Here is an 18,800-nt window from a genome sequence, read left to right as displayed (position 1 = left end):
AAAAGTGAACGCGTTGTGGCCTCGAAAGTGAGTATCCCCGAGGGCCGAGCCTTCAACCGGAGGGCGAAGGCAGCATGAGCAACTGAAGACTGACCGATACGGATGTTCACCTCGGCGGGGTGGAAGCGACAGCACGGTGACAAGGACATGCTGAGCAACTGGAGAAGCCCTCCTCGTCCCGACGCGAAATCGTCGGAGCAAGGTAGGCCGTATAACCGGCGAAACCGGGAAGTCGGCCGAAGACGAGAGGGTGGCGGCCGGGTCCGGAGTAGCAATGAAGCGGAGTAATATCCGTGGAGCCAAGGGACCCTGCCATTTGCAATGGCTCCAACATAGGGAAGGCAAGGACGAGATGACAAAGGCGTCCATTGATTTGCAGGACCTGAGGCGGAGAATATACGTCAAGGCAAAGGCTGAACCGTCCTGGCGGTTCTGGGGACTATACGTCCACGTCTGCAAGATGGAGACCCTGCGCGCTGCGTATGAGATGGCCAAAGAGAACGATGGAGCACCGGGAATAGACGGTGTCACCTTCGAGGCCATTGAGACGCAAGGCGTGGAAGCTCTGCTTGAGCAGTTACGGGACGAACTGATCGGGCGCACCTACCAGCCACTTCCCGCGCGGAGGCAGGAGATACCGAAGGACGGGGGCAAAGTCCGTGTCCTCTCGATTCCGGCGATCCGCGACAGAGTGGTGCAAGGGGCGCTCAAGCTCATCCTCGAGCCTGTGTTCGAGGCTGACTTTCAACCGGGGTCGTATGGATATCGGCCCAAACGGACAGCACATGGCGCCATCAAGCGTGTGGCTGAAGCGATAGTCCAACGGAAGACGCGGATTCTCGACATTGACCTACGGGCCTACTTTGACAATGTCCGGCATGACCGGCTGTTGGAGAAAGTGGCGCGGCGGGTTGATGACGCGCATATACTGCATCTCCTAAAGATGATGCTGAAAGCCTCAGGCAAGAAGGGCGTTCCGCAGGGCGGTGTGATCTCGCCCTTGCTCAGTAATCTCTACCTCAATGAGGTGGACAGGATGCTGGAGCGAGCGCGGGAAGTCACCCGCAACGGCAAGTACACCTACGTCGAATACGCGCGATTCGCTGACGACCTGGTGGTCTTGATCGACGCCTACAAGCGTCATGACTGGCTGATTGGAGCCGTGACCAAACGACTCCGGGAGGAGTTCGCCAAGCTGCAGGTGGAAATCAATGATGAAAAGAGCCGCACAGTGGACCTTGAGCGCGGTGAGTGCTTTGGGTTCCTGGGCTTTGAGTTCCGCTACTTCCGCGGACTAAGCGGAGCGATGCGGCCGCATTACACGCCCAAGCTCAAAAAGCGGACGGCACTGGTGCGGGCGCTCAAAGAGGTGTTCCGCCGACACCGGTCGCAACCGGTTGAACGAGTGATAAACTTGATCAATCCGATGCTCCGGGGGTGGGTGAACTACTTCGCGGTGGGGCATTCCAGCGAGTGCTTCAGCTTCATCAAAGACTGGGTGGAGAAGAAGGTCAGGCGCCATCTGGCGCATGCTCAGAAACGAAAGGGCTTCGGCTGGGAACGATGGAATAGGCGGTGGCTGTACGACACTCTCGGGCTGTTCAACGCCTACAGAGTGCGACGCGACGGGCCGAAAGTCGCCCCAGCAGGATAGGTCCCATAAGCGTTGGCGTGAAGCAAATGGGAGCGCGCAGTGCGGGAAATCCGCATGCTGCGTGCGACGTGGAGGGGACTGGAAACGTGGCACGGTCGAGAGGCCTGTCGGCGCGCCAGTCTTCGACCCTACCTGTGAGGGGCTGAGGGTGAAACTCCCTCGGCCCACTCGACAATACTTCTGCGGCGAGTTGAGCTTCTGCCACCAGCTGCCGTTCGATCGATCGTCGATGACGTGCGGATTCCGCTCGATGTCGCCCAGCATGTGAATCTGGAGGGTTCTGTGAGGTCGCGCTCACGCGAGGGCGCGGCAAGCGCTTGTAACGCGACCTCATTGAAGCCGGATTGAACGAAGCCGCGGGAGAATATGCACGGTGGTGCGGCTATGGGGATAGTTTGAGATCGCGGGTTGCTATCGGCAGACTGCGGAGCTGACGCGGCGACGTTTTGGTTGCGCAATGGCGGCAACTTGAGACAGAGAGCATTTTACCGGCTGTAGCGATCGATGGCCCGCTGCATCGAACAATTTCCATCGCGCTGTTTGGCCGCACGGATTCGGCAGCGTCTGCGATGATCGAGACGATGGGATCATAATGACGAATGACGATCTTCGTGCACGGTATAAGTTGGCTCACGATGTGTCGCACCGGTACGATTGGGTGGGAGCGCCGGAACAGCTGAAGCTGTGTCGAAAGCGCTCGATGATGCGCATGACGCCACCACAATCAGGGCAGGCGGGAGCCTTGGCCCACGTCAGAGCGTCCGAATCCACAGGCGACGGCTCGCCATCGTTTGGCGGTGTCCGCTCACGATCGAGAAGTTTGCGGCAAAGAGCAAGTTTGGCAGCGCGATGGCCGTTGGCCATGAAGCCGAAGTGGCGGATGCGATGGAAGCCATCGGGCAGCGTGTGAAGAAGGAAGCGGCGGATGAACTCGTCGGGCTTGAGCTTCATGATCTTTGTCGCGCCATTCTGGCGGTAGTCCTTCCAGGTAAAGGCGACGTGATCCTCGTCGAGGGCGACGAGCCGGCTGTTGGCGATTGCAACGCGATGGGTATAGCGGCCGAGATAGGCCAGCACCTGCGCGGGGCCGCCGAACGGCCGTTTGGCGTAGACGACCCAGCTGATGCGCCGCATAGCGACGAGGTGAGCTGCGAAGGCGGCAGGCTCGGCCAGGGATGCGAGATCGCCGAAGAAGTTCAGGGTGCCGGCGTCGAAGGCGGCGGTCAGACGTTCGAGGAACAGGCGTCTGAACAGCCGGGCGAGCGGTTTGACGGCCAGGAAGAAGTTTGGTCGGCTGGCGATCCAGTGCGCGCTATCGGGCGAGAGGCCGCCGCCCGGCACGACGCAGTGGACGTGGGGATGGTGCGTCAGCGCCTGCCCCCAGGTGTGGAGGACGGCGACGACGCCGATCCCGGCGCCGAGCCGGCGTGGATTGGCGGCGAGCGTCGACATTGCCTCGGCGGCGGCTTTGAACAGGATCGCATAAACGATGGCCTTGTTCTGAAAGGCGATCGCGGCGATCGGAGCCGGCAGTGTGAAGACGATGTGGAAATAGGGAACCGGCAGCAGGTCGGCTTCTCGCGCGGCGAGCCACGCGGCTCGGGCTGGCCCCTGACACTTCGGACAGTGCCGGTTGCGACAGGAATTATAGGCGATCCGCGTCATGCCGCAGTCGTCGCAAGCCTCCATGTGGCCGCCGAGCGCCTCGGTCCGGCACGCCACGATCGCGCTCATCACGCGCCGCTCGACCCGACCGAGATGACCGGCATGTACACGGCGATAGGTGTCGCCATGCCGGCGCAGAATATCGGCGATCTCGATGGCGGGCCTGTTGCAGCGGCTGTCGGGGCGGATCATCACCCGCATCCCGCCGCGGCCAGCGACAGGCGATCGAGCGGGCTCTGCGTCGCCCGGATCGTATCGGTGGCGACCTGCGTGTAGCGCGCTGTCGACGACAAATTATTGTGCCCGAGCAAGACCTGGATGATCCGGATATCGGTTCCGTTCTCGAGAAGATGCGTCGCGAAGCTGTGGCGCAGCGTGTGGAGCGTGACGCGCTTGGTCAGGCCCGCAGCCTTCACCGCAGACCGACAGGCGGCGTGCAACACGGTCTGATCGATCGGATGATCTTCGTCACGACCAGGGAACAGATAAAGCCGCGGCCGGGCGAGCCGCCAGTACGTGCGCAGGATACCCAGCAGCTGGGGCGACAGCATCACGTTGCGGTCCTTCGCCCCCTTGCCGTGGCGCACCTGGATGACGCCGCGGGCGCTGTCGATGTCTTCGATCCGCAGTCCCGCGACTTCGGAGGCCCTGAGTCCGGCCGCATAGGCCGTGGTGAGCGCGGCGCGGCTCTTCAGGCTGGACACGGCCTCGAGGAACTGAACCACTTCGTCGGCGCTGAGCACGACCGGCAGCTTGCGCGGTTCTCGCGCATAGGGAATGCGCTCCGGGATCAGTGCCTCGCCGAGCGTGACGCCGTAGAAAAACCGTAGCGCACAGACGATCTGGTTCAGCGCCGGCCATGAGATGCCGGTCGAGACCAGATGCACCTGGAAGGCGCGGACGTCTTCCAGCTCTAACCGGTCAGGCGATCGGCCAAAATAGCGGCTGAACTTCGAAACCGCGCTGATGTAGGATCGTTGCGTCGCCGGCGACAGATTGCGGACGGTCATGTCTTCGATCATGCGGCGGCGAAGAGGGCTCAAATCGGCCATCTCATACTCCTGTCTGAGGGGGTGGGCTCTAACACCCACATCCTCTCAGCCAGGAGGCGATCTACGCCACCTTGCCCCTCACGCCGCGGCAGCGGCTTCGTTCAATCGGCGTGGAGTCCGGACGCCGATCGGCGTCCCAAGTGCTTGATTGATTTCGCGCGTGCGGGGTCAATGTTCAGCGTCGATTCACACTCATCGGCTTCCAGGTCGGCGTGCGCGAGAGCGCGCAGAGATCTGAACCGAGGCCTCGCCGGCGCTGAGCTTCTCTTCCGGCAGATGCAACGGGAGCGTTACGAATCCCACCTCGCGCGTGCCTTTATCGTCTTAGTCAGTCCGGCACCAATTCAAGAAAAGGCGTTTCGGTCGTGCGTCGTGCGTTCGCGTGGTCCTCTAGCCGATGCGCCTCGCGTTTCTCGCGCTTGGGGCGGACACGCCGCGTCGGGAGGCTCCGGACATGGGCGGCGGTGCTGGCCGCGCGCCCGATAGAGCTGGACCGGCGACTACTTTGTCGGTCGGACATCTCTTCGTGCGTCATCCGGGACGGATCGAGTAATTCCTCCTTGCCGCAAGCCAATCTCACAAGTTGCGTTAGGGAACCTACAAGGTTTGGCAGGCGGCTAGCTCAACCAGCTTAGGTATCCTAACGGCCCCGGTCGCGCAGTGCGGGGACATCCCAGACGAAGGAGATCGCAGATGGCCTACGAGAAACTCGTCAATCAAAGCGGGCTGACGCTTACGATTTTGCTCATTACGCGTGTTGGCTCGGAGCCGAACCAGTAACGGACCGATTGTGGCGGCGGCACTACCGACGGGCGGCAGGCAGACGGTTGAGTACGGTAATACGCAGACTCCTTCCTCAACGGGCTCGTGATTTCCTTGTCTTTCGATGGGCGTTTTCGAGCGTCTCGCTGACCGTGACAACTCGCGGCAGGAGCCGGAATAATCTGCTGAACGACAAGGCCGACCCTGTCGGCGCCGCCGCCTGCTCGACGGGGTGCCGCAGATGGACAGAAAGCTCAAGCTCACGCCTCCGTCGCGCCGGTGCAGCGGTGATCGCGGGCGCCGAGTTGTTGAATGGCCTTCCGGCCGCGACGCACCCTGGTTCCTTCATCTGGGTAGTACACAAGGACCGAAGGTGCTCTGGGACAGAGTATCCCTCGGGACGCCCAAGAGGCAATGAAACGACCGCACGTCATCACGGGAGGCGGTATATGCATATGAACACCAATCTTGCGGTACACGAACCGAGCAACGCGCTCCGGCTGGTCACACAGGCGTATATGAGCCTTCTCCTCATCGCCTTTGCCCTTATGCCCGCCCAGTTCATCGCCTACCTGTATTTCCAGCAGGAGCCCACGCTAAAATTCGAAAATCACCCGTTCCATGAATTCGCGATTGCCGTCGCCACCCTCGAAGGGCTGTTCGTCACCTATGTGACGTGGCGCTGCTACTGGTCTTCGGGCGAACCTCTGTTGCGTTGGTTGACGCTGGGTTTTCTCGGCTTCGTATTGATCTATTTACTGCACGGCGCCTTCACCAGGATGGCACACCGCAATATCTGGCTGTTTCTGCTCTATGGACCGGCGTCGCGTCTCGCGATGTCGATTCTTCTCTTCGTTGGGCTGCTCAGCTATAACCAGCCGTCAGACGAGGTCGAGAAGCGTTCGGATGCGCGCACATGGCTGATGTGGACCGGCCTGTTCCTGACCGTGGATATAGCTGTCGCATTGATCGCCTACTCCCCCTATGCGGGACACCCGGCGGTACGCTTGTCCATGGAGGGCGGTGCACTGGTGTTCAGTACGCTGAACGTCGCGGTCATGCTCATGCGAGGGATTCACTCGCCGCTCATGCTTGTTTTCGGCATCTCGGTCGCGTGGTTTGCGTTATCGTCGCTCGCATTCATTCTGGCGGCACCGTGGAATCATATGTGGTGGCTCGCCCACGCGATCTTTGCTGGCGGGTTCTTGCTGCTCAGCTATGGCGTTGTCCAGGCTTTCCGAACGACGCAATCCTTCTCGACCATCTATAGCCAGGAAGAAATGATGGCCCGCCTGGCCGATTCGATGGCCGACACTCAAAGGGCGCTACAGCAAGTGCAAGTGAGCAATCAAAGGTTAGAACGCCTTGCCGCCACCGACCCACTGACCGGTGCCGGAAATCGGCGACACTTCCTCGAGCATATCGGCGCCGAGATCGCGCGGGCCAAGCGAACCGGTGCTCCATTATCTCTGCTGTCGCTCGATCTCGACCATTTCAAGGATATCAATGACTCACGTGGTCACAGCGTCGGCGATGAGGTGCTCCGCGCATTTGTGCGAAAGTGTCTGGAGGCAATTCGCCCTTATGACTCTGTCGCGCGCGTGGGCGGTGAAGAATTCATGGTCTTGCTGCCGGGGGCGACGCTCGACACGGCTTGCGCGGTAGCCGAGCGCCTTCGATCGACGATTGAAGGCACTGCATTCGACGTCGAAGCCCGACCGTCGGTCTGCGTCACCATCAGTGTTGGGGTGTCGGAGTTCGGGCGCGATGGAGACACGCTTGACGGATTGCTGAACGTCGCAGATCAGCGGCTCTATCGCGCAAAACATGAAGGTCGTAATCGTGTGATTGCCGCGTAGGCTTCGTTCATTCGCGCGCTTAGCCTAAGGCTGCACGAGCAACATGGTCGCGACCCGGGAATCGCGGCGGCGAACAACGTAGATCGCATCTTGCTTTACGCGGTCGAGCGAGTCTCTTCCATCAGCGCCGCGAGCGGGACAATGGCTTCGCGGTCGCAAGGTTCGCCTGAAGCTGGTTGAGCAGGCGCGCCGCATTCTTCGTGCTCAAAACTCAGGAACATGCAGTTGCTGGAGGTCGCCTATACCGCGCTAGTGTTCTGACTCATTCATTTGCATCCGGTTTTTGCGATGGCGAGCGCTTTTTTGGCTCGGCGGTGCTTTGCGAGGATGGATTTGGCGCCGGCGGTCCACTTGAAGGGCTTTGGGTTTTGGTTTCGATGCTCGATCCACTCGTCAATCGCGGTCTTGAGTTCGGTGACGTCGTTGAAGGTTCCTCGCCGGATGCGCTGGCGAGTGATTTCGGCGAAGAGCCGCTCGACGAGGTTGAGCCAGGAACAGGATGTCGGCGTGAAGTGCAGTGTGAAGCGTTTGTGTCGCGCCAACCAGCGCTTCACGGCCGGCGTCTTGTGGGTGGCGTAGTTGTCGAGGATCAGATGCAGATCGAGATGTGCGGGCGTCTCGCGGTCGATTGTTTTCAGAAACGACAGGAACTCGTCTGCCCGATGGCGCGCCAGACATTCGCCGATGACGGTACCGGCCGCCACATCGAGCGCGGCGAAGAGTGTTGTGGTGCCGTTGCGCTTGTAATCATGGGTCATCGTGCCGGCACGGCCCTTTTTCAAGGGCAAACCCGGCTGCGTGTCGAGTGCCTGAATTTGGCTCTTCTCATCGACGGAAAGCACCAGCGCCTTCTCCGGCGGATCGACGTTAAGGCCGACGATGTCCTCGACCTTCGCGACGAAGTCGGGATCGTTGGAGATCTTGAAGCTGCGCACGAGATGCGGCTTGAGGCCGTGTTCGGCCCAGATGGGCTGCACGCTCGTGTGGCTGATGCCCATTTCTTCCGCCATCGATCGCACGCTCCAGTGCGCGGCATTGGCGGGACGCTCCTTCACGGTCTTCTCGACGACCTTGAGCTTCATGGCAGCGCTGAGCGGCTTTCGGCCAGGCGGCTTGGAGCGGCCTTTGATCAGACCATCGACGCCGGCCTCGGCAAAATAGTCCTGCCAGCGCCAGACCGTGGTCTTGGAAACCCCGACCTCACGCATAATCGCCACGACGCCATGACCGTTCCGCCGTCATCAGCACGATCCTCGCTCGCTTGGCGATCTTCTGAGCCGTGTTTCCATCGGTGAGCAGTTGCTCCAGTTCCCTGCGAGCCTTGCGATCAAGTACAATCAAGTCGTTTCCCATGCCGCAAGTGAATCATATGCGCGACAAGTTGGGATTCAAATGTTAGTGACAGAGCACGCACTAGGTAAGCGATTTATCCGGGCGCTTTCTCGGTGGCTCGTCGGCCTCGAGAGCGCGGGTAAACCGGGACGATTCTCGGGAGGCGCAGCGCCAGTCGAGGAGGATACACGGCACCAACCTTAACACGCCAGGCCCTTCAGTTCCAGAGCATGCAATCTGCCGGGGAGGCTCAGCAAGTGGCGCCCCGGGGACCATCCGTTCGCTCTTGCCACTCGTGCGCCCCAGAGCCCTCAAAGCGTTGAAGCGGCATCTTGGAGGCGTAAACCGTGGCTTCGGCCGCGCTACCAATGTGACAACTGGCCGGTTCGATTGCAAACCACTTTTGCCGGGAACGACGATCGCGATCCGACGGCGCGCTTACCGTCGCGGGCTTGCGAGGCGTTAGTCGAGTTCAGGTAATCGGCGTACAACACCTGGTATTAAGTGTGCCGTTATGCTACTTGTAAGAGCTCACTGGAATAACCGGCTTCAGCGAAGGTTCGACTGTGATGAGTTTGTCAAATCCACGATCGCGCGTATTGCACGCCGATTGGTTCGATTGGCGTAGTTCTGCCACAAGGGATTTCATCGCTCTCTTTGGGGGCGTCGTTCTTGCTTCGATCTTGGCGCATGTTTATGAGCTTGGCCCTCGTTTGTTTCAGCTGGGACGGGGCTATGCGGATTCGGCACTCGACGCCATCGTATTCTTCATGTTTGTCGCATTTGTTCTGAGCGTTGCGCTGACAATCTTTAGTGTTCGCCGCTATCGAGATCTCGCCCGAGAAACCAAAGCACGAACCATTGCAGAAGCAGAAGCGCGCGATCTGGCGCGACATGATCCATTGACTGGCCTGCCTAACCGTCGCCTGTTTGATGAAAAACTTGATGCGTGCCTTGGCCTCGCCGGCGACACCCACCAGGTGGCCGTTCTGATGCTTGGCCTTAGGGGCTTCAAGAGGATCAAGGACACGCATGGCCACGCAGCGGGGGACAAGGCGCTTTGCGCATTTGCCAACAGGCTCGCCGACGTCTTGCGCACGGATGGCGTCCTGGCGAGGATTGGAGGCGACGAATTCGGGATTGTCATGCCAGACATTAGCTCCCTTGAGGATCCCACCAATCTGGCGCGCCGTATTGTGGCGTCCGCCGGCGACACTTTCGCGATCGAGACGGGTTCAGCCGAGCTTGGCGTTGGAATTGGCATCGCCATCGCTCCGATTGACGGCGTCAATCTCCACGAATTGGTCAGGCGCGCCGAACGTGCACTTTATCGCGCACAAGGCGATGGCAGGTCGTGTGTTCGCTTTTTCGAACCAGAGCTGGACATGCATGTCGAGCGGCGCATCCAGATCGAGCGAGAGCTTCGTAGCGCGATAACGGCCGATATTATCGAGCCGCACTACCAGCCGTTCGTTTCGCTCAAAAGTAATCGCATCATCGGGTTCGAGGCCCTGGCGCGTTGGGAAAACAGGACTTTTGGGCATATTCCGCCCGACGTGTTTATTCCGATTGCAGAAGAAACTGGCCTCATCAACGCGCTTGGCGATCAGCTTTTTCGCCGCGCCTGTTTTGATGCCAATACGTGGCCGGAGATGTTTACGCTTGCCTTCAATATTTCGCCAATTCAGTTGCGTGACCCCGCGCTTGGACAGCGCATTCTATCGATCCTTGGGCAAACCGGGTTCAGTCCGAGCCGCCTGGAGATTGAAATTACGGAGAGCGCGTTCGTGGAAAAGACCGGGGTTGCGAAGACCGTGATGGATGAACTCCGTCAAGCCGGCGTCCGCATCGCGCTCGATGATTTCGGTACGGGTTATGCTACGCTTAGCCAGCTGCTTTCGTTTCGTCTCGACAAGATCAAGATAGACCGAAGCTTCGTGTCGCATCTCGGCGACAGTACCGACAGCCAGGTGATCGTTCGTGCTATCCTTGGCATTGCAAATGGATTTGGTTTGACGGCCACGGCCGAGGGCGTCGAAGACGCAGGCCAGCTGGCCTATCTGGTGGCCAATGGTTGCGCAGAAGGACAAGGTTATCTGTTCAGTGATGCCGTCCAGGCCGCCGGTATCCCCGCGCTGCTTAGTCGCGAATCCGGCCGCACGGCGGTTGCCGAAGATGGGACAAGAAGCCTGCATGCGTGAGTCGATGCGCTCGGGCTTTCGGGGAGCGTCTGCCACAAGACGCCGTCTATGACGGCTCCTCGAGCATGAACTTCGAGAATACAGTCGTCTTGTCTATTGCCACGCGAATTGCGGCCGAAAAGTGCATGGCCGAACGAATAAAGGATGAGAAGCTGCTAGCTGGCAATCGTCAACTTAATCGGCCTCTGAGCCGAAGACGGCACGTCTCAGAGGTTCGAGAATCGGCGATAGCGCCTGCAACCCGCTCACCCGACGATGACTGGTCTGCTCGGCAGCCCGCTCGCCGGCACGGCGAGCTGCATCATCTGTTCCTAGTGTAGACTCGTCGTCCTGGCGTAGTTTGCCACGTTTGCTTTCCATTTTCTGCGAGTTACTGACTTGCTTAGCAATGTCAATTGCCCTTTTCTGAACCGCCCCGGGATTGCCGGAGGCTATTTGGTTTAAGTTATGCCGCCATGGCGGATTGTTCCAGCATGGCGTAGTAGCGTTGCTCGGCTTCGGCCGGCGGTATGTTGCCGATGGGCTCCAAGAGCCGCCGGTTGTTGAACCAGTCGACCCATTCCAGCGTCGCGAACTCGACGGCCTCGAAGCTGCGCCATGGCCCGCGCCGATGGATCACCTCGGCCTTGTAGAGGCCGTTGATGGTCTCGGCGAGAGCATTGTCATAGGAATCTCCGACGCTGCCGACAGAAGGCTCCACACCAGCTTCAGCCAGGCGCTCGGTGTACTTAATGGATACGTATTGGGCGGATTCAAACGGTCGTCGCAACACCAATTGTTTTCAACTCATGACAGTAATTCGTCAAGCGCTTCTGCCGGCGTTTTCCAGCCCAGTGTCTTTCTCGGTCGGGCATTGAGGGCCGCTGCTACAGCGGATATCTCGTCGGCGCTGTGGATGCTCAGGTCTGTGCCTTTCGGAAAGTACTGCCGCAGCAACCCGTTGGTGTTCTCGTTAGTGCCGCGCTGCCAAGGGCTTTGCGGGTCGCAGAAGTAGACTTGGATGCCCGCATCGATCTTGAGGCGGTCGTGCTGAGCCATTTCGGCTCCTTGATCCCAAGTCAGCGCGCGACGTAGTTCTTCGGGCAAAGTGATGATGGTGCGCGAGATCGCGTCACGCACGGCTTCCGCCCCGTGTCCCGCAAGCGCAGGTCCGCTCTTCTTGCGCGGAGCTTCGCCATGCCCCGCCAACCGGGGAAGGTGCAATAGCATTGTGAAGCGCGTCGTGCGTTCGACCAACGTGCCGATCGCCGAGCTGCCAAGACCGAGGATGAGGTCTCCCTCCCAATGTCCCGGCACGGCTCGATCGGCCGCTTCAGCGGGGCGCTCACTGATCATGATCTCCGGCGAGACAAAGCCCTTGCCCCGCCTGCGTACGCGCCCCCTGGCACGCGCAACACGCGGCCGGTTCGCAAGCAGGCCGTCAGTTCGCTGCGTAGTATACCGCGGCCCTGAACGAAGAGAGCCTGATAGATGGCTTCGTGGCTGATGCGCATCGTCTTGTCGTCCGGGAAGTCGATCGGCAAGCGTCGGGCAATCTGCTCAGGGCTCCATGCTTTGGCCCATCGTCGATCCTTTCGCCGGCCATGCCGGCGGCCGTTCCACCGAACGGTGGGGCCAGCAATAAGAGCTGGCCCCGCAAATTCGGACAGTAGCTTGAGTGGATTTTCTGCCTGACAGCGGCGAGGATTCTTGCTGCGAATCAGGAGCGAAGATGACGAAGAAGAGCCGCCGGACGCATTCTCCGGCATTCAAGGCGAAGGTTGCTTTGGCTGCGGTCAAAGGCGACAAGACACTGGCGGAGCTGGCGCAACTGTTTGATGTTCATCCGAACCAGATCACGATCTGGAAAAACCAGCTCCTGGAAGGCGCCGCCGGCGTGTTTGGGCATGACAAGACATCGGCCGAGACGCCGGTCGATTTGAAGGCGTTACATGCCAAGATCGGCGAGCTGGCGTTGGAAAACGATTTTTTGTCCGGCGCGCTCACCAAGGCGGGCCTGCTGAGCGCAAAGCGATGATCGACCGCGGTCATGATCTTTCTATCGTGCGCCAGGCGAAGGTCCTGAAGCTGGCTCGCAGCACGGTCTACTATGAACCTCGGCCAGTTTCGGCCGAGGACCTTGCCTTGATGCGTCGGCTCGATGAGCTGCATCTCGATTATCCCTTCGCGGGAGCGCGTATGCTGCGATCGTTGCTGCGGCGGGAGGGCGTATACGCCGGTCGCCGCCACATCGCGACGCTGATGAAGCGCATGGGGATCGAGGCGGTCTATCGTCGCCCGAACACGAGCAAGCCGGCTCCGGGTCACAAGATCTACCCGTACCTGTTGCGCGGATTGAAGATCGAGCGGCCCGACCATGCGTGGGCAATGGACATCACCTACATTCCGATGCGGCGTGGCTTCGTCTATCTCGCGGCGGTCGTCGATGTGTTCAGCCGACGGGTCCTGGCCCATCGCGTCTCGATCACAATGGAGGCGGCCTTCTGCGTCGAAGCGGTCCAGGAGGCGTTGGCGAAGCACGGCAGGCCCGAGATTTTCAACACGGATCAGGGCAGCCAGTTCACCAGCCTCGAGTTCACCGATGTGCTGCTGGACGCGAAGATCGCCATCAGCATGGACGGCAAGGGCGCCTGGCGCGACAACGTGTTTGTCGAGCGGCTCTGGCGCACGGTCAAATACGAAGAAGTATATCTCCGCGCCTACGACAGCGTGTCCGAGGCGCGAGCGTCAATTGCCAAGTATCTGGCCTTCTACAATCAGGGACGCCCTCACTCGAGCCTTGACGGGCGCACGCCCGACGAGGCTTACTTCGGCACGCAAGCTATGGTGATGGCCGCATGACCGGAGCTATGGCGGAATCTGGGTGATGACGGTGTGAGGAAGGCGGCGTATCGAGGCGGGTGACGAGCCTGCCAGAACCTCTCGAGGAGAGCGATACGCCATGACCGAGACTACCAATGTTCTTGCTTTCCGTCAGCCGTCCGCGGTTGATGATCCACTGACCGATATCGTTCGTGCCGGCGCGCGGGACCTGCTTGCCAGGGCGATCGAGATCGAGGTTGGCGCGTTTCTGGCCAGCACGGCCAATCTGACGCTGCCCGACGGTCGAGCGCGCCTGGTCCGACATGGGCACGGTCCGGTGCGCGAGATTGCGACCGGCATCGGTCCGGTGGAGGTCGCTCGTCCCAAGGTCCGCGACCGCGGAGCGAGCGGGCCAGGCGACCGCCTCCGCTTCAGTTCGGCAATCCTGCCGCTATGGGCGCGGCGGACGAAGAGCCTGGATGCCTTGATCCCGGTCCTCTATTTGCGCGGCATCTCGACCGGCGACTTCCAGGAGGCGCTCTCGGCGCTGCTCGGCAAGGATGCGCCGAACCTGTCGCCTTCGGTGATCGCCGGCCTGAAGGCCGATTGGCAGGTCGAGTACGAACGCTGGCAGAGACGCGATCTGTCGGCGCGTCGCTATGTCTACATCTGGGCCGATGGCGTGTACCTGCAGGCCCGCATGGAAGATCACAGCGAATGCATGCTGGTGCTGATTGGCACCACGCCGGAAGGCAAGAAGGAGCTGATCGGCTTCCAGGTCGGCGTGCGCGAGAGCGCGCAGAGCTGGCGCGAACTCCTGATCGACCTGCGGCAACGCGGGTTACGGATTGCCCCGCAACTCGCCATCGGCGACGGCGCCCTCGGCTTCTGGAAGGCACTGGACGAGGCCTTTCCCGGCACGCGGCACCAACGATGCTGGTGCCATAAAGTGAGCAACGTACTCGACAAGGTCGCCAAATCCGTGCAGGGCCCCATGAAGAACGACCTGCGGAACATCTATCTGGCCCCACACCGGGCCGAAGCTGAAACCGCGATCGACGTCTTCGTCGAGAAATACCACGTCAAATACGGACGTGCGGTGGAGTGCCTGATCAAGGATCGCCATGCGCTGCTCGCCTTCTTCGACTTCCCTGCTGAGCACTGGATCCACCTACGCAGCTCGAACCCGATCGAGAGCGTCTTCGCCACGGTGCGCCACCGAACGGTGCGGACCAAGGGATCGCTGTCGCAACAAACTGCGAAGCTGATGGTGTTCAAGCTCATCGACGCCGCATCGAAGACCTGGCGGCGATTGAAGAGCACGAACCAGTTGCCGAAAGTCATCGCCGGTGTAAAGTTCATCGACGGAATCGAAGTCATTCCGAACACTGAAAGCCACGCCGCCTGATCAGGCCGCGTCACCCAAAATCAGCCATAGCTCCCAAATGGTTCGACCCCAATGCTTACGATCAACGTCGAACCGATGCGTTCGAACCACCCATCTCATTTGGTGGCGCCTGCTCCGGTGCGATCGATGACCCAGGCCACCACGTAGCCCTTGGCCTGCTCGGCCTGCACGTGCCGGACGGCCTCAGAGTAGGTTAGTAAGGGCTCCTGCGCCGGGTAGATGATGCGGTTGGTCGGGGTGACGAAGTCGTGGCAACACACGCGGTAGTCTTTAGCCTCGAACATCGAAATCCTCCTCTCGTCTCAAGTAGCGCGGCGAAATGCTCGCACTTTCAAGTACTGGCCTACCACACGGAATGCGGCCTTTAAGAGGCCGCGCGCTTTTTCAGCACCCCATAAGGTCGGTTCGGCCTGCCAGACACAGGTAGGCGATCTCTGACAACATCGCGCGCTTGATTTTCAGATGCAGCAGCACTGGCAAACAAGTGCCGGGGTGTCATTCCATAAGATCACCCATGTCCGAACTTCGATTTCCTGTTCGTCCGCAATTGCTCTGTTGCTAGCTTCAACGGCTGCTTGCACCAATATCACTGGGTCAGCTTACAAAGCGTCCGCATTGCTTTAGCTTAACTCCAGGGCAGCACAGCGATCTCACAGTAAACGGTACGAGAGGCCCACGGAGCCACGGACTTGGTGCGGACGGCCTACGCACCGCGCTTGAAGCGTATAGGCATCCAGAACTGCCGGAGGGCCTCGACGGTTGCTGGAATGTTGCGCCAGGCGTTTTGGATGATGGGCTGCGTTCCCAGCGTGCGCCGGGCCGGGGGTAGCAAGGGTCGACCGGCGTCGTCGATGCAATGGACCAAGATCGGCCGCAGCATAAGGTGTTCGGTTCCATTCGGGGGGAGAAGCCGCGACCAGACGAGAAGCCGAAGCTTCATGACGGCGTAGAAGCCCATGCACCAGGGCTGCGGGTCGACTTCGCCGTCCGGTGATCGCACGAACAGCGGCTCGAAGCTCTCCGGTCTCGTCGACAGCGTCTCGCTGATAGCGTTGTGGCGCATCAGCGTGGCGGCGATTGCCGAGAACTCCTCGGTGTCGTGATTGAAGGCGTCGGGATCTACGCCGAGGAGCGGGCACACCCATTCCTCGGACGCCATCGAGACCGGCCCGGCGACGACCGCGGCCACCGCGCCATCGAGCATGGAGAGCGACGTCGCCCGCGGATGCCGAAGCGTCGGCGACCTGGCGCGCTTGCTGATCCATTGCCCGAGCCGTTCGAACGACATGGCATAGTCCGCCATCGTCGTCTTGCGTGCTTTTCGCGTTCCCCGCCCTTGCTTCGGCTTCGTCATGCCACGGCCCGCTTTTCGGCTTCGCGTGCGGCCTTCCAGTTCCAGGCCAGAAGTTCGTGAAGCTGGTTGGTCTTCGTGGCGCCGCTCACCATGCGATCGAGAACGTCGACGAGATACGCCTCGGGGTCGAGGCCATTCAATTTCGCTGTGTTAAGAAGCGAAGCGAGTATCGCCCAGGTCTCGCCCCCGCCTTCGTCACCACTGAACAACGAGTTCTTTTTTCCGATCGCAATTGGCCTGATCGATCGTTCGACCGTGTTGGTGTCCGGCTCGAGCCGCCCGTCATCCAGGAACGTCGTCAGGCCCTGCCAGCGTTCGAGCATGTAGTCGATCGCCTTGATGAGCGTCGAGCGGCGGGAGATCCCGTCCTTCACCGCGATCAGACGGGCCCTCAACGCCTCCATCAGCGGCTTCGTCTCGGCCTGTCGCGTCGCGCGGCGTTCCCCAGCATCGAGACCGCGGATCCTCTCCTCGATCGCGTAGACGGCCGCAATGCGCTCGATGACCTCCGCGGCGAAGGGTGAGTTCGTCGTCTTGTGCACCCTCACGAAGTTGCGGCGCGCGTGAACGAGACAATACGCCAGCTGGATCTGGCCCGACATCATCGCATCGCCCGCCAGCGAGGCGTAGGCGGCATAGCCGTCGACTTGCAGCACGCCTTCGAAGCCGGCTAACTGCGCCACGATCTCCTTTTTGCCGCGACCACCTGCGAACACGTAGGCGACCGCCGGCGGCGCCGGCCCCTTCCACGCCCGATCGTCCGTCGCGTGCGCCCAGAACTGGCAGATCCTCGTGCGGCCGCGTCCCGGATCGAGCACTGGCATCGGCGTCTCGTCGCAGAACAGCCGCTCGAAGCCGTGCATAGTCTTCAGTTGCAGATCGTAGAGGCCCCTGACCAGCCACGCCGCGCTCCCCATCCAGCGCGCCAGCGTCTGACGGTCGACGACGACACCCTGACCCGCCAGGATCTGCGTCTGGCGATAGAGCGTCGATTGCCAGGCATATTTGGCCGCGGCGATATGCGCGATCAGCGCCGTCGTTGCCATGCCGCCCTCGACGAGCCGCGCCGGTGCCGGGGCCTGGACAATCGGGCCCTCACAGGAGCGGCAGGCGTATTTTGGACGGATCGTGCGGAGCACGCGCAGCCACGCGGGAACCCGATCGAGCGCTTCGCTGCTCTCCTCGCCGATCCGATGCATCTGACCCGTGCAGCACGGGCACAGCGTGGACGCCGGCTCGATCACCCGCTCGACCCGAGGCAGATGCGCCGGCAGCGCGCCGATGTTGCGCTTCGCTTTGCGCCGCTCCGGCCGCGGCGCGTCCGGTTTGTCGTCATTGGCCGGGAGCTGTGAGCCGGCGGTCCGTTCCAGATCAAACGCGATCTGTTCGGCGCAGACGATCGCCGCGCGCTCCGATCGTGCGCCGAAGATCAGGCTCTTCAACGTGGCGATCTCTGCGCGCAGATCATCGTTCTCGCCTTCGAAAGCCAGCACCATCTCGGCAAGAGCCGCAGGGTCAGAGGGGAGATCTTCGGGGCGAAGCGCCATATCGCAGAGCTACACGAACGCACTCGCAATCGCCAGCAAAACAAGACGCTTCAGGCAACCTTCGTCGGCCGCTTCGTCACCTTCGGGACCACACGCGACCACTCCGCAAGACCTTCAATCAGCATCGCCAGTTGCGCCCCCGTCACCGGCATCGTACCCTCGCGAACAGGTGGCCAGGCAAAGCCCCCATTCTCCAGCCACTTCGTCGCTAGAACCATTCCCGAGCCGTCAAAAACCAGTAGCTTCAAACGATCCGATCGCTTCGATCGGAAGACATAAACGTCACCGCTGTAGGGCTTGCCGCCTAATCCCTCCGCTACCAGCGCGACAAGGCCATGAACGCCTTTACGAAAGTCAATCGGCTGCGTCGCGACGAACACACGGACCATTGGACCGAAAGAGATCATCGCGTCGATCTCACCGCCGCCAGCACGCGCTCCAGCGTCGCGGCGTCGACGCCGACGGGCACGCGCACCGTCGCGCCCGCGATCATCACCTCGATCCGCTCGGCCGGATCCGTCAGAACATGCGCCTTATCGATCGCGTTCGGCTGCGCCTCGACGGCGGCCTGGAGCCTGACTTGCACGAACTGCGGCGCTTCGCTCGACGCGAGCCGCGCCTGGCGCCGCCACACACTGAGCAGTCCCCGGTTCACCCCGTTGCGTCGAGCCACCTCGGAAATGCTCGTCTCCGGATCGGCACTCTCGGCCACGATCCGCGCCTTCTCCGCATCGCTCCAACTGCGCCGTCGCCTCTCCCCTGTGATCACCTCGATCCGCTGATAGGAGGCGGCATCATGCCCGTCTTGATGTCTGTCTTGATGCATGGAACGAGCGTCCCTCGCGTTGTCAAATCCACGCGCGAGTCTCGCTCATCCCGTCCACCTAAACGAGGTGGGGTCGTCGTACCGCTATCATCTCACAGATCGTCCGCCAGCGCCTGGGTGAGTCCGATTGGTCCAACTGGCATTAGCTTCAACTATGCCAACGTATAGCTTTCGAAGGAGCGGTTCCTCTGTCACTCTTTTTGAGTGCGATGCATAGCTGAGGACAGGCGAGGTCGTCGCTATGAGACGTCCTCGAAGTTGTCCAAACGATTGCGCCACTCTGATTGGGACTGTACGCCATTCCAGAACGCCGAGATTGCAGACAACGCTTGGCAAGA

Annotated in this window: 12 protein-coding genes and 3 pseudogenes; 5 read left to right on the top strand and 10 right to left on the bottom strand. The window is 61.0% G+C overall.

Annotation, left to right across the window (positions count from 1 at the left end):
• The first annotated feature begins 352 nt into the window (after nucleotides 1–352).
• Entirely contained in the window at nucleotides 353–1,654 is a 1,302-nt protein-coding gene (ltrA, locus tag ABIF91_RS43755) for a group II intron reverse transcriptase/maturase (RefSeq protein ID WP_208083522.1), read from the top strand.
• A gap of 630 nt (nucleotides 1,655–2,284) precedes the next feature.
• On the opposite strand, the gene ABIF91_RS43750 is transcribed toward ltrA, so the two are convergent.
• Together ABIF91_RS43750 and ABIF91_RS43745 are read right to left on the bottom strand one after the other, a co-directional pair.
• Complete coding sequence (locus ABIF91_RS43750) at nucleotides 2,285–3,511, bottom strand: IS91 family transposase (RefSeq protein WP_424579164.1); 1,227 nt, start codon at nucleotides 3,509–3,511, stop codon at nucleotides 2,285–2,287.
• Nucleotides 3,511–4,371: a tyrosine-type recombinase/integrase gene (locus ABIF91_RS43745; protein ID WP_035695117.1), complete on the bottom strand. Its 861-nt coding sequence runs from the start codon at nucleotides 4,369–4,371 to the stop codon at nucleotides 3,511–3,513. The genes ABIF91_RS43750 and ABIF91_RS43745 overlap by 1 nt, the downstream gene beginning before the upstream one ends.
• 1,217 nt (nucleotides 4,372–5,588) lie before the next feature.
• On the opposite strand from ABIF91_RS43745, the gene ABIF91_RS43740 reads away from it, so the two are divergent.
• Nucleotides 5,589–6,992: a GGDEF domain-containing protein gene (locus ABIF91_RS43740; RefSeq protein WP_424579876.1), complete on the top strand. Its 1,404-nt coding sequence runs from the start codon at nucleotides 5,589–5,591 to the stop codon at nucleotides 6,990–6,992.
• A gap of 266 nt (nucleotides 6,993–7,258) precedes the next feature.
• On the opposite strand, the pseudogene ABIF91_RS43735 reads toward ABIF91_RS43740, so the two are convergent.
• Nucleotides 7,259–8,345 (bottom strand): annotated as a pseudogene (locus tag ABIF91_RS43735) (IS630 family transposase).
• Between the two features lie 548 nt (nucleotides 8,346–8,893).
• Here ABIF91_RS43735 and ABIF91_RS43730 point away from each other — a divergent pair.
• The gene (locus ABIF91_RS43730) at nucleotides 8,894–10,525 is read left to right on the top strand and encodes a putative bifunctional diguanylate cyclase/phosphodiesterase (protein ID WP_424579875.1); all 1,632 of its coding nucleotides are present in this window, start codon (nucleotides 8,894–8,896) and stop codon (nucleotides 10,523–10,525) included.
• A 445-nt stretch (nucleotides 10,526–10,970) separates the two neighbouring features.
• On the opposite strand, the pseudogene ABIF91_RS43725 reads toward ABIF91_RS43730, so the two are convergent.
• A pseudogene (locus ABIF91_RS43725) lies at nucleotides 10,971–11,273 on the bottom strand (integrase core domain-containing protein); the annotation flags it as partial.
• Nucleotides 11,274–11,277: 4 nt separating this feature from the next.
• Nucleotides 11,278–12,141 (bottom strand): annotated as a pseudogene (locus ABIF91_RS43720) (IS30 family transposase); the annotation flags it as partial.
• A 95-nt stretch (nucleotides 12,142–12,236) separates the two neighbouring features.
• Here ABIF91_RS43720 and ABIF91_RS43715 point away from each other — a divergent pair.
• A protein-coding gene (locus ABIF91_RS43715) for an IS3-like element ISRj2 family transposase (protein WP_086023025.1) occupies nucleotides 12,237–13,366 on the top strand; the annotation gives its coding sequence in 2 pieces (ribosomal slippage) (nucleotides 12,237–12,489 and nucleotides 12,489–13,366; 1,131 coding nt in all).
• A 100-nt stretch (nucleotides 13,367–13,466) separates the two neighbouring features.
• Nucleotides 13,467–14,735 carry an IS256 family transposase gene (locus ABIF91_RS43710; RefSeq protein WP_038952271.1) on the top strand — a complete coding sequence of 423 codons (1,269 nt, stop codon included), beginning with the start codon at nucleotides 13,467–13,469 and terminating at the stop codon, nucleotides 14,733–14,735.
• 95 nt (nucleotides 14,736–14,830) lie between these two features.
• On the opposite strand, the gene ABIF91_RS43705 is transcribed toward ABIF91_RS43710, so the two are convergent.
• The 5 genes from ABIF91_RS43705 to tnpA all read right to left on the bottom strand — a co-directional run bounded on the left by ABIF91_RS43705 (nucleotide 14,831) and on the right by tnpA (nucleotide 18,462).
• On the bottom strand, nucleotides 14,831–15,019 hold the full coding sequence (locus ABIF91_RS43705) for a hypothetical protein (protein WP_224518069.1): 189 nt from the start codon (nucleotides 15,017–15,019) through the stop codon (nucleotides 14,831–14,833).
• Nucleotides 15,020–15,438: 419 nt separating this feature from the next.
• Nucleotides 15,439–16,089: a UPF0149 family protein gene (locus tag ABIF91_RS43700; RefSeq protein WP_063712394.1), complete on the bottom strand. Its 651-nt coding sequence runs from the start codon at nucleotides 16,087–16,089 to the stop codon at nucleotides 15,439–15,441.
• Nucleotides 16,086–17,636: an IS66 family transposase gene (tnpC, locus tag ABIF91_RS43695; RefSeq protein ID WP_035681142.1), complete on the bottom strand. Its 1,551-nt coding sequence runs from the start codon at nucleotides 17,634–17,636 to the stop codon at nucleotides 16,086–16,088. The genes ABIF91_RS43700 and tnpC overlap by 4 nt, the downstream gene beginning before the upstream one ends.
• Before the next feature lie 50 nt (nucleotides 17,637–17,686).
• Nucleotides 17,687–18,043, bottom strand: a complete 357-nt coding sequence (gene tnpB / locus ABIF91_RS43690) for an IS66 family insertion sequence element accessory protein TnpB (RefSeq protein ID WP_018273742.1) — start codon at nucleotides 18,041–18,043, stop codon at nucleotides 17,687–17,689.
• Nucleotides 18,040–18,462: an IS66-like element accessory protein TnpA gene (gene tnpA, locus ABIF91_RS43685; protein WP_424578819.1), complete on the bottom strand. Its 423-nt coding sequence runs from the start codon at nucleotides 18,460–18,462 to the stop codon at nucleotides 18,040–18,042. The genes tnpB and tnpA overlap by 4 nt, the downstream gene beginning before the upstream one ends.
• Between the last annotated feature and the right edge of the window lie 338 nt (nucleotides 18,463–18,800).

It is taken from the genome of Bradyrhizobium sp. USDA 241 (genome assembly GCF_049739505.1).
Taxonomy (GTDB): Bacteria; Pseudomonadota; Alphaproteobacteria; order Rhizobiales; family Xanthobacteraceae; genus Bradyrhizobium; species Bradyrhizobium liaoningense.
The sequence above is the reverse complement of the archived record's forward strand: the minus strand, read 5'-3'. Positions and strand labels throughout refer to the sequence as shown.

Excerpts from the sequence above, each read along its gene's own strand:
- ABIF91_RS43730 (WP_424579875.1), top strand. The coding sequence starts at position 8,894 with ATGAGTTTGTCAAATCCACGATCGCGCGTATTGCACGCCGATTGGTTC.
- ABIF91_RS43740 (WP_424579876.1), top strand. The coding sequence starts at position 5,589 with ATGAACACCAATCTTGCGGTACACGAACCGAGCAACGCGCTCCGGCTG.
- tnpA (WP_424578819.1), bottom strand. The coding sequence starts at position 18,462 with ATGCATCAAGACAGACATCAAGACGGGCATGATGCCGCCTCCTATCAG.
- ABIF91_RS43710 (WP_038952271.1), top strand. The coding sequence starts at position 13,467 with ATGACCGAGACTACCAATGTTCTTGCTTTCCGTCAGCCGTCCGCGGTT.
- ABIF91_RS43745 (WP_035695117.1), bottom strand. The coding sequence starts at position 4,371 with ATGGCCGATTTGAGCCCTCTTCGCCGCCGCATGATCGAAGACATGACC.
- ltrA (WP_208083522.1), top strand. The coding sequence starts at position 353 with ATGACAAAGGCGTCCATTGATTTGCAGGACCTGAGGCGGAGAATATAC.
- ABIF91_RS43700 (WP_063712394.1), bottom strand. The coding sequence starts at position 16,089 with ATGACGAAGCCGAAGCAAGGGCGGGGAACGCGAAAAGCACGCAAGACG.
- tnpC (WP_035681142.1), bottom strand. The coding sequence starts at position 17,636 with ATGGCGCTTCGCCCCGAAGATCTCCCCTCTGACCCTGCGGCTCTTGCC.
- tnpB (WP_018273742.1), bottom strand. The coding sequence starts at position 18,043 with ATGATCTCTTTCGGTCCAATGGTCCGTGTGTTCGTCGCGACGCAGCCG.
- ABIF91_RS43750 (WP_424579164.1), bottom strand. The coding sequence starts at position 3,511 with ATGATCCGCCCCGACAGCCGCTGCAACAGGCCCGCCATCGAGATCGCC.
- ABIF91_RS43705 (WP_224518069.1), bottom strand. The coding sequence starts at position 15,019 with ATGTTCGAGGCTAAAGACTACCGCGTGTGTTGCCACGACTTCGTCACC.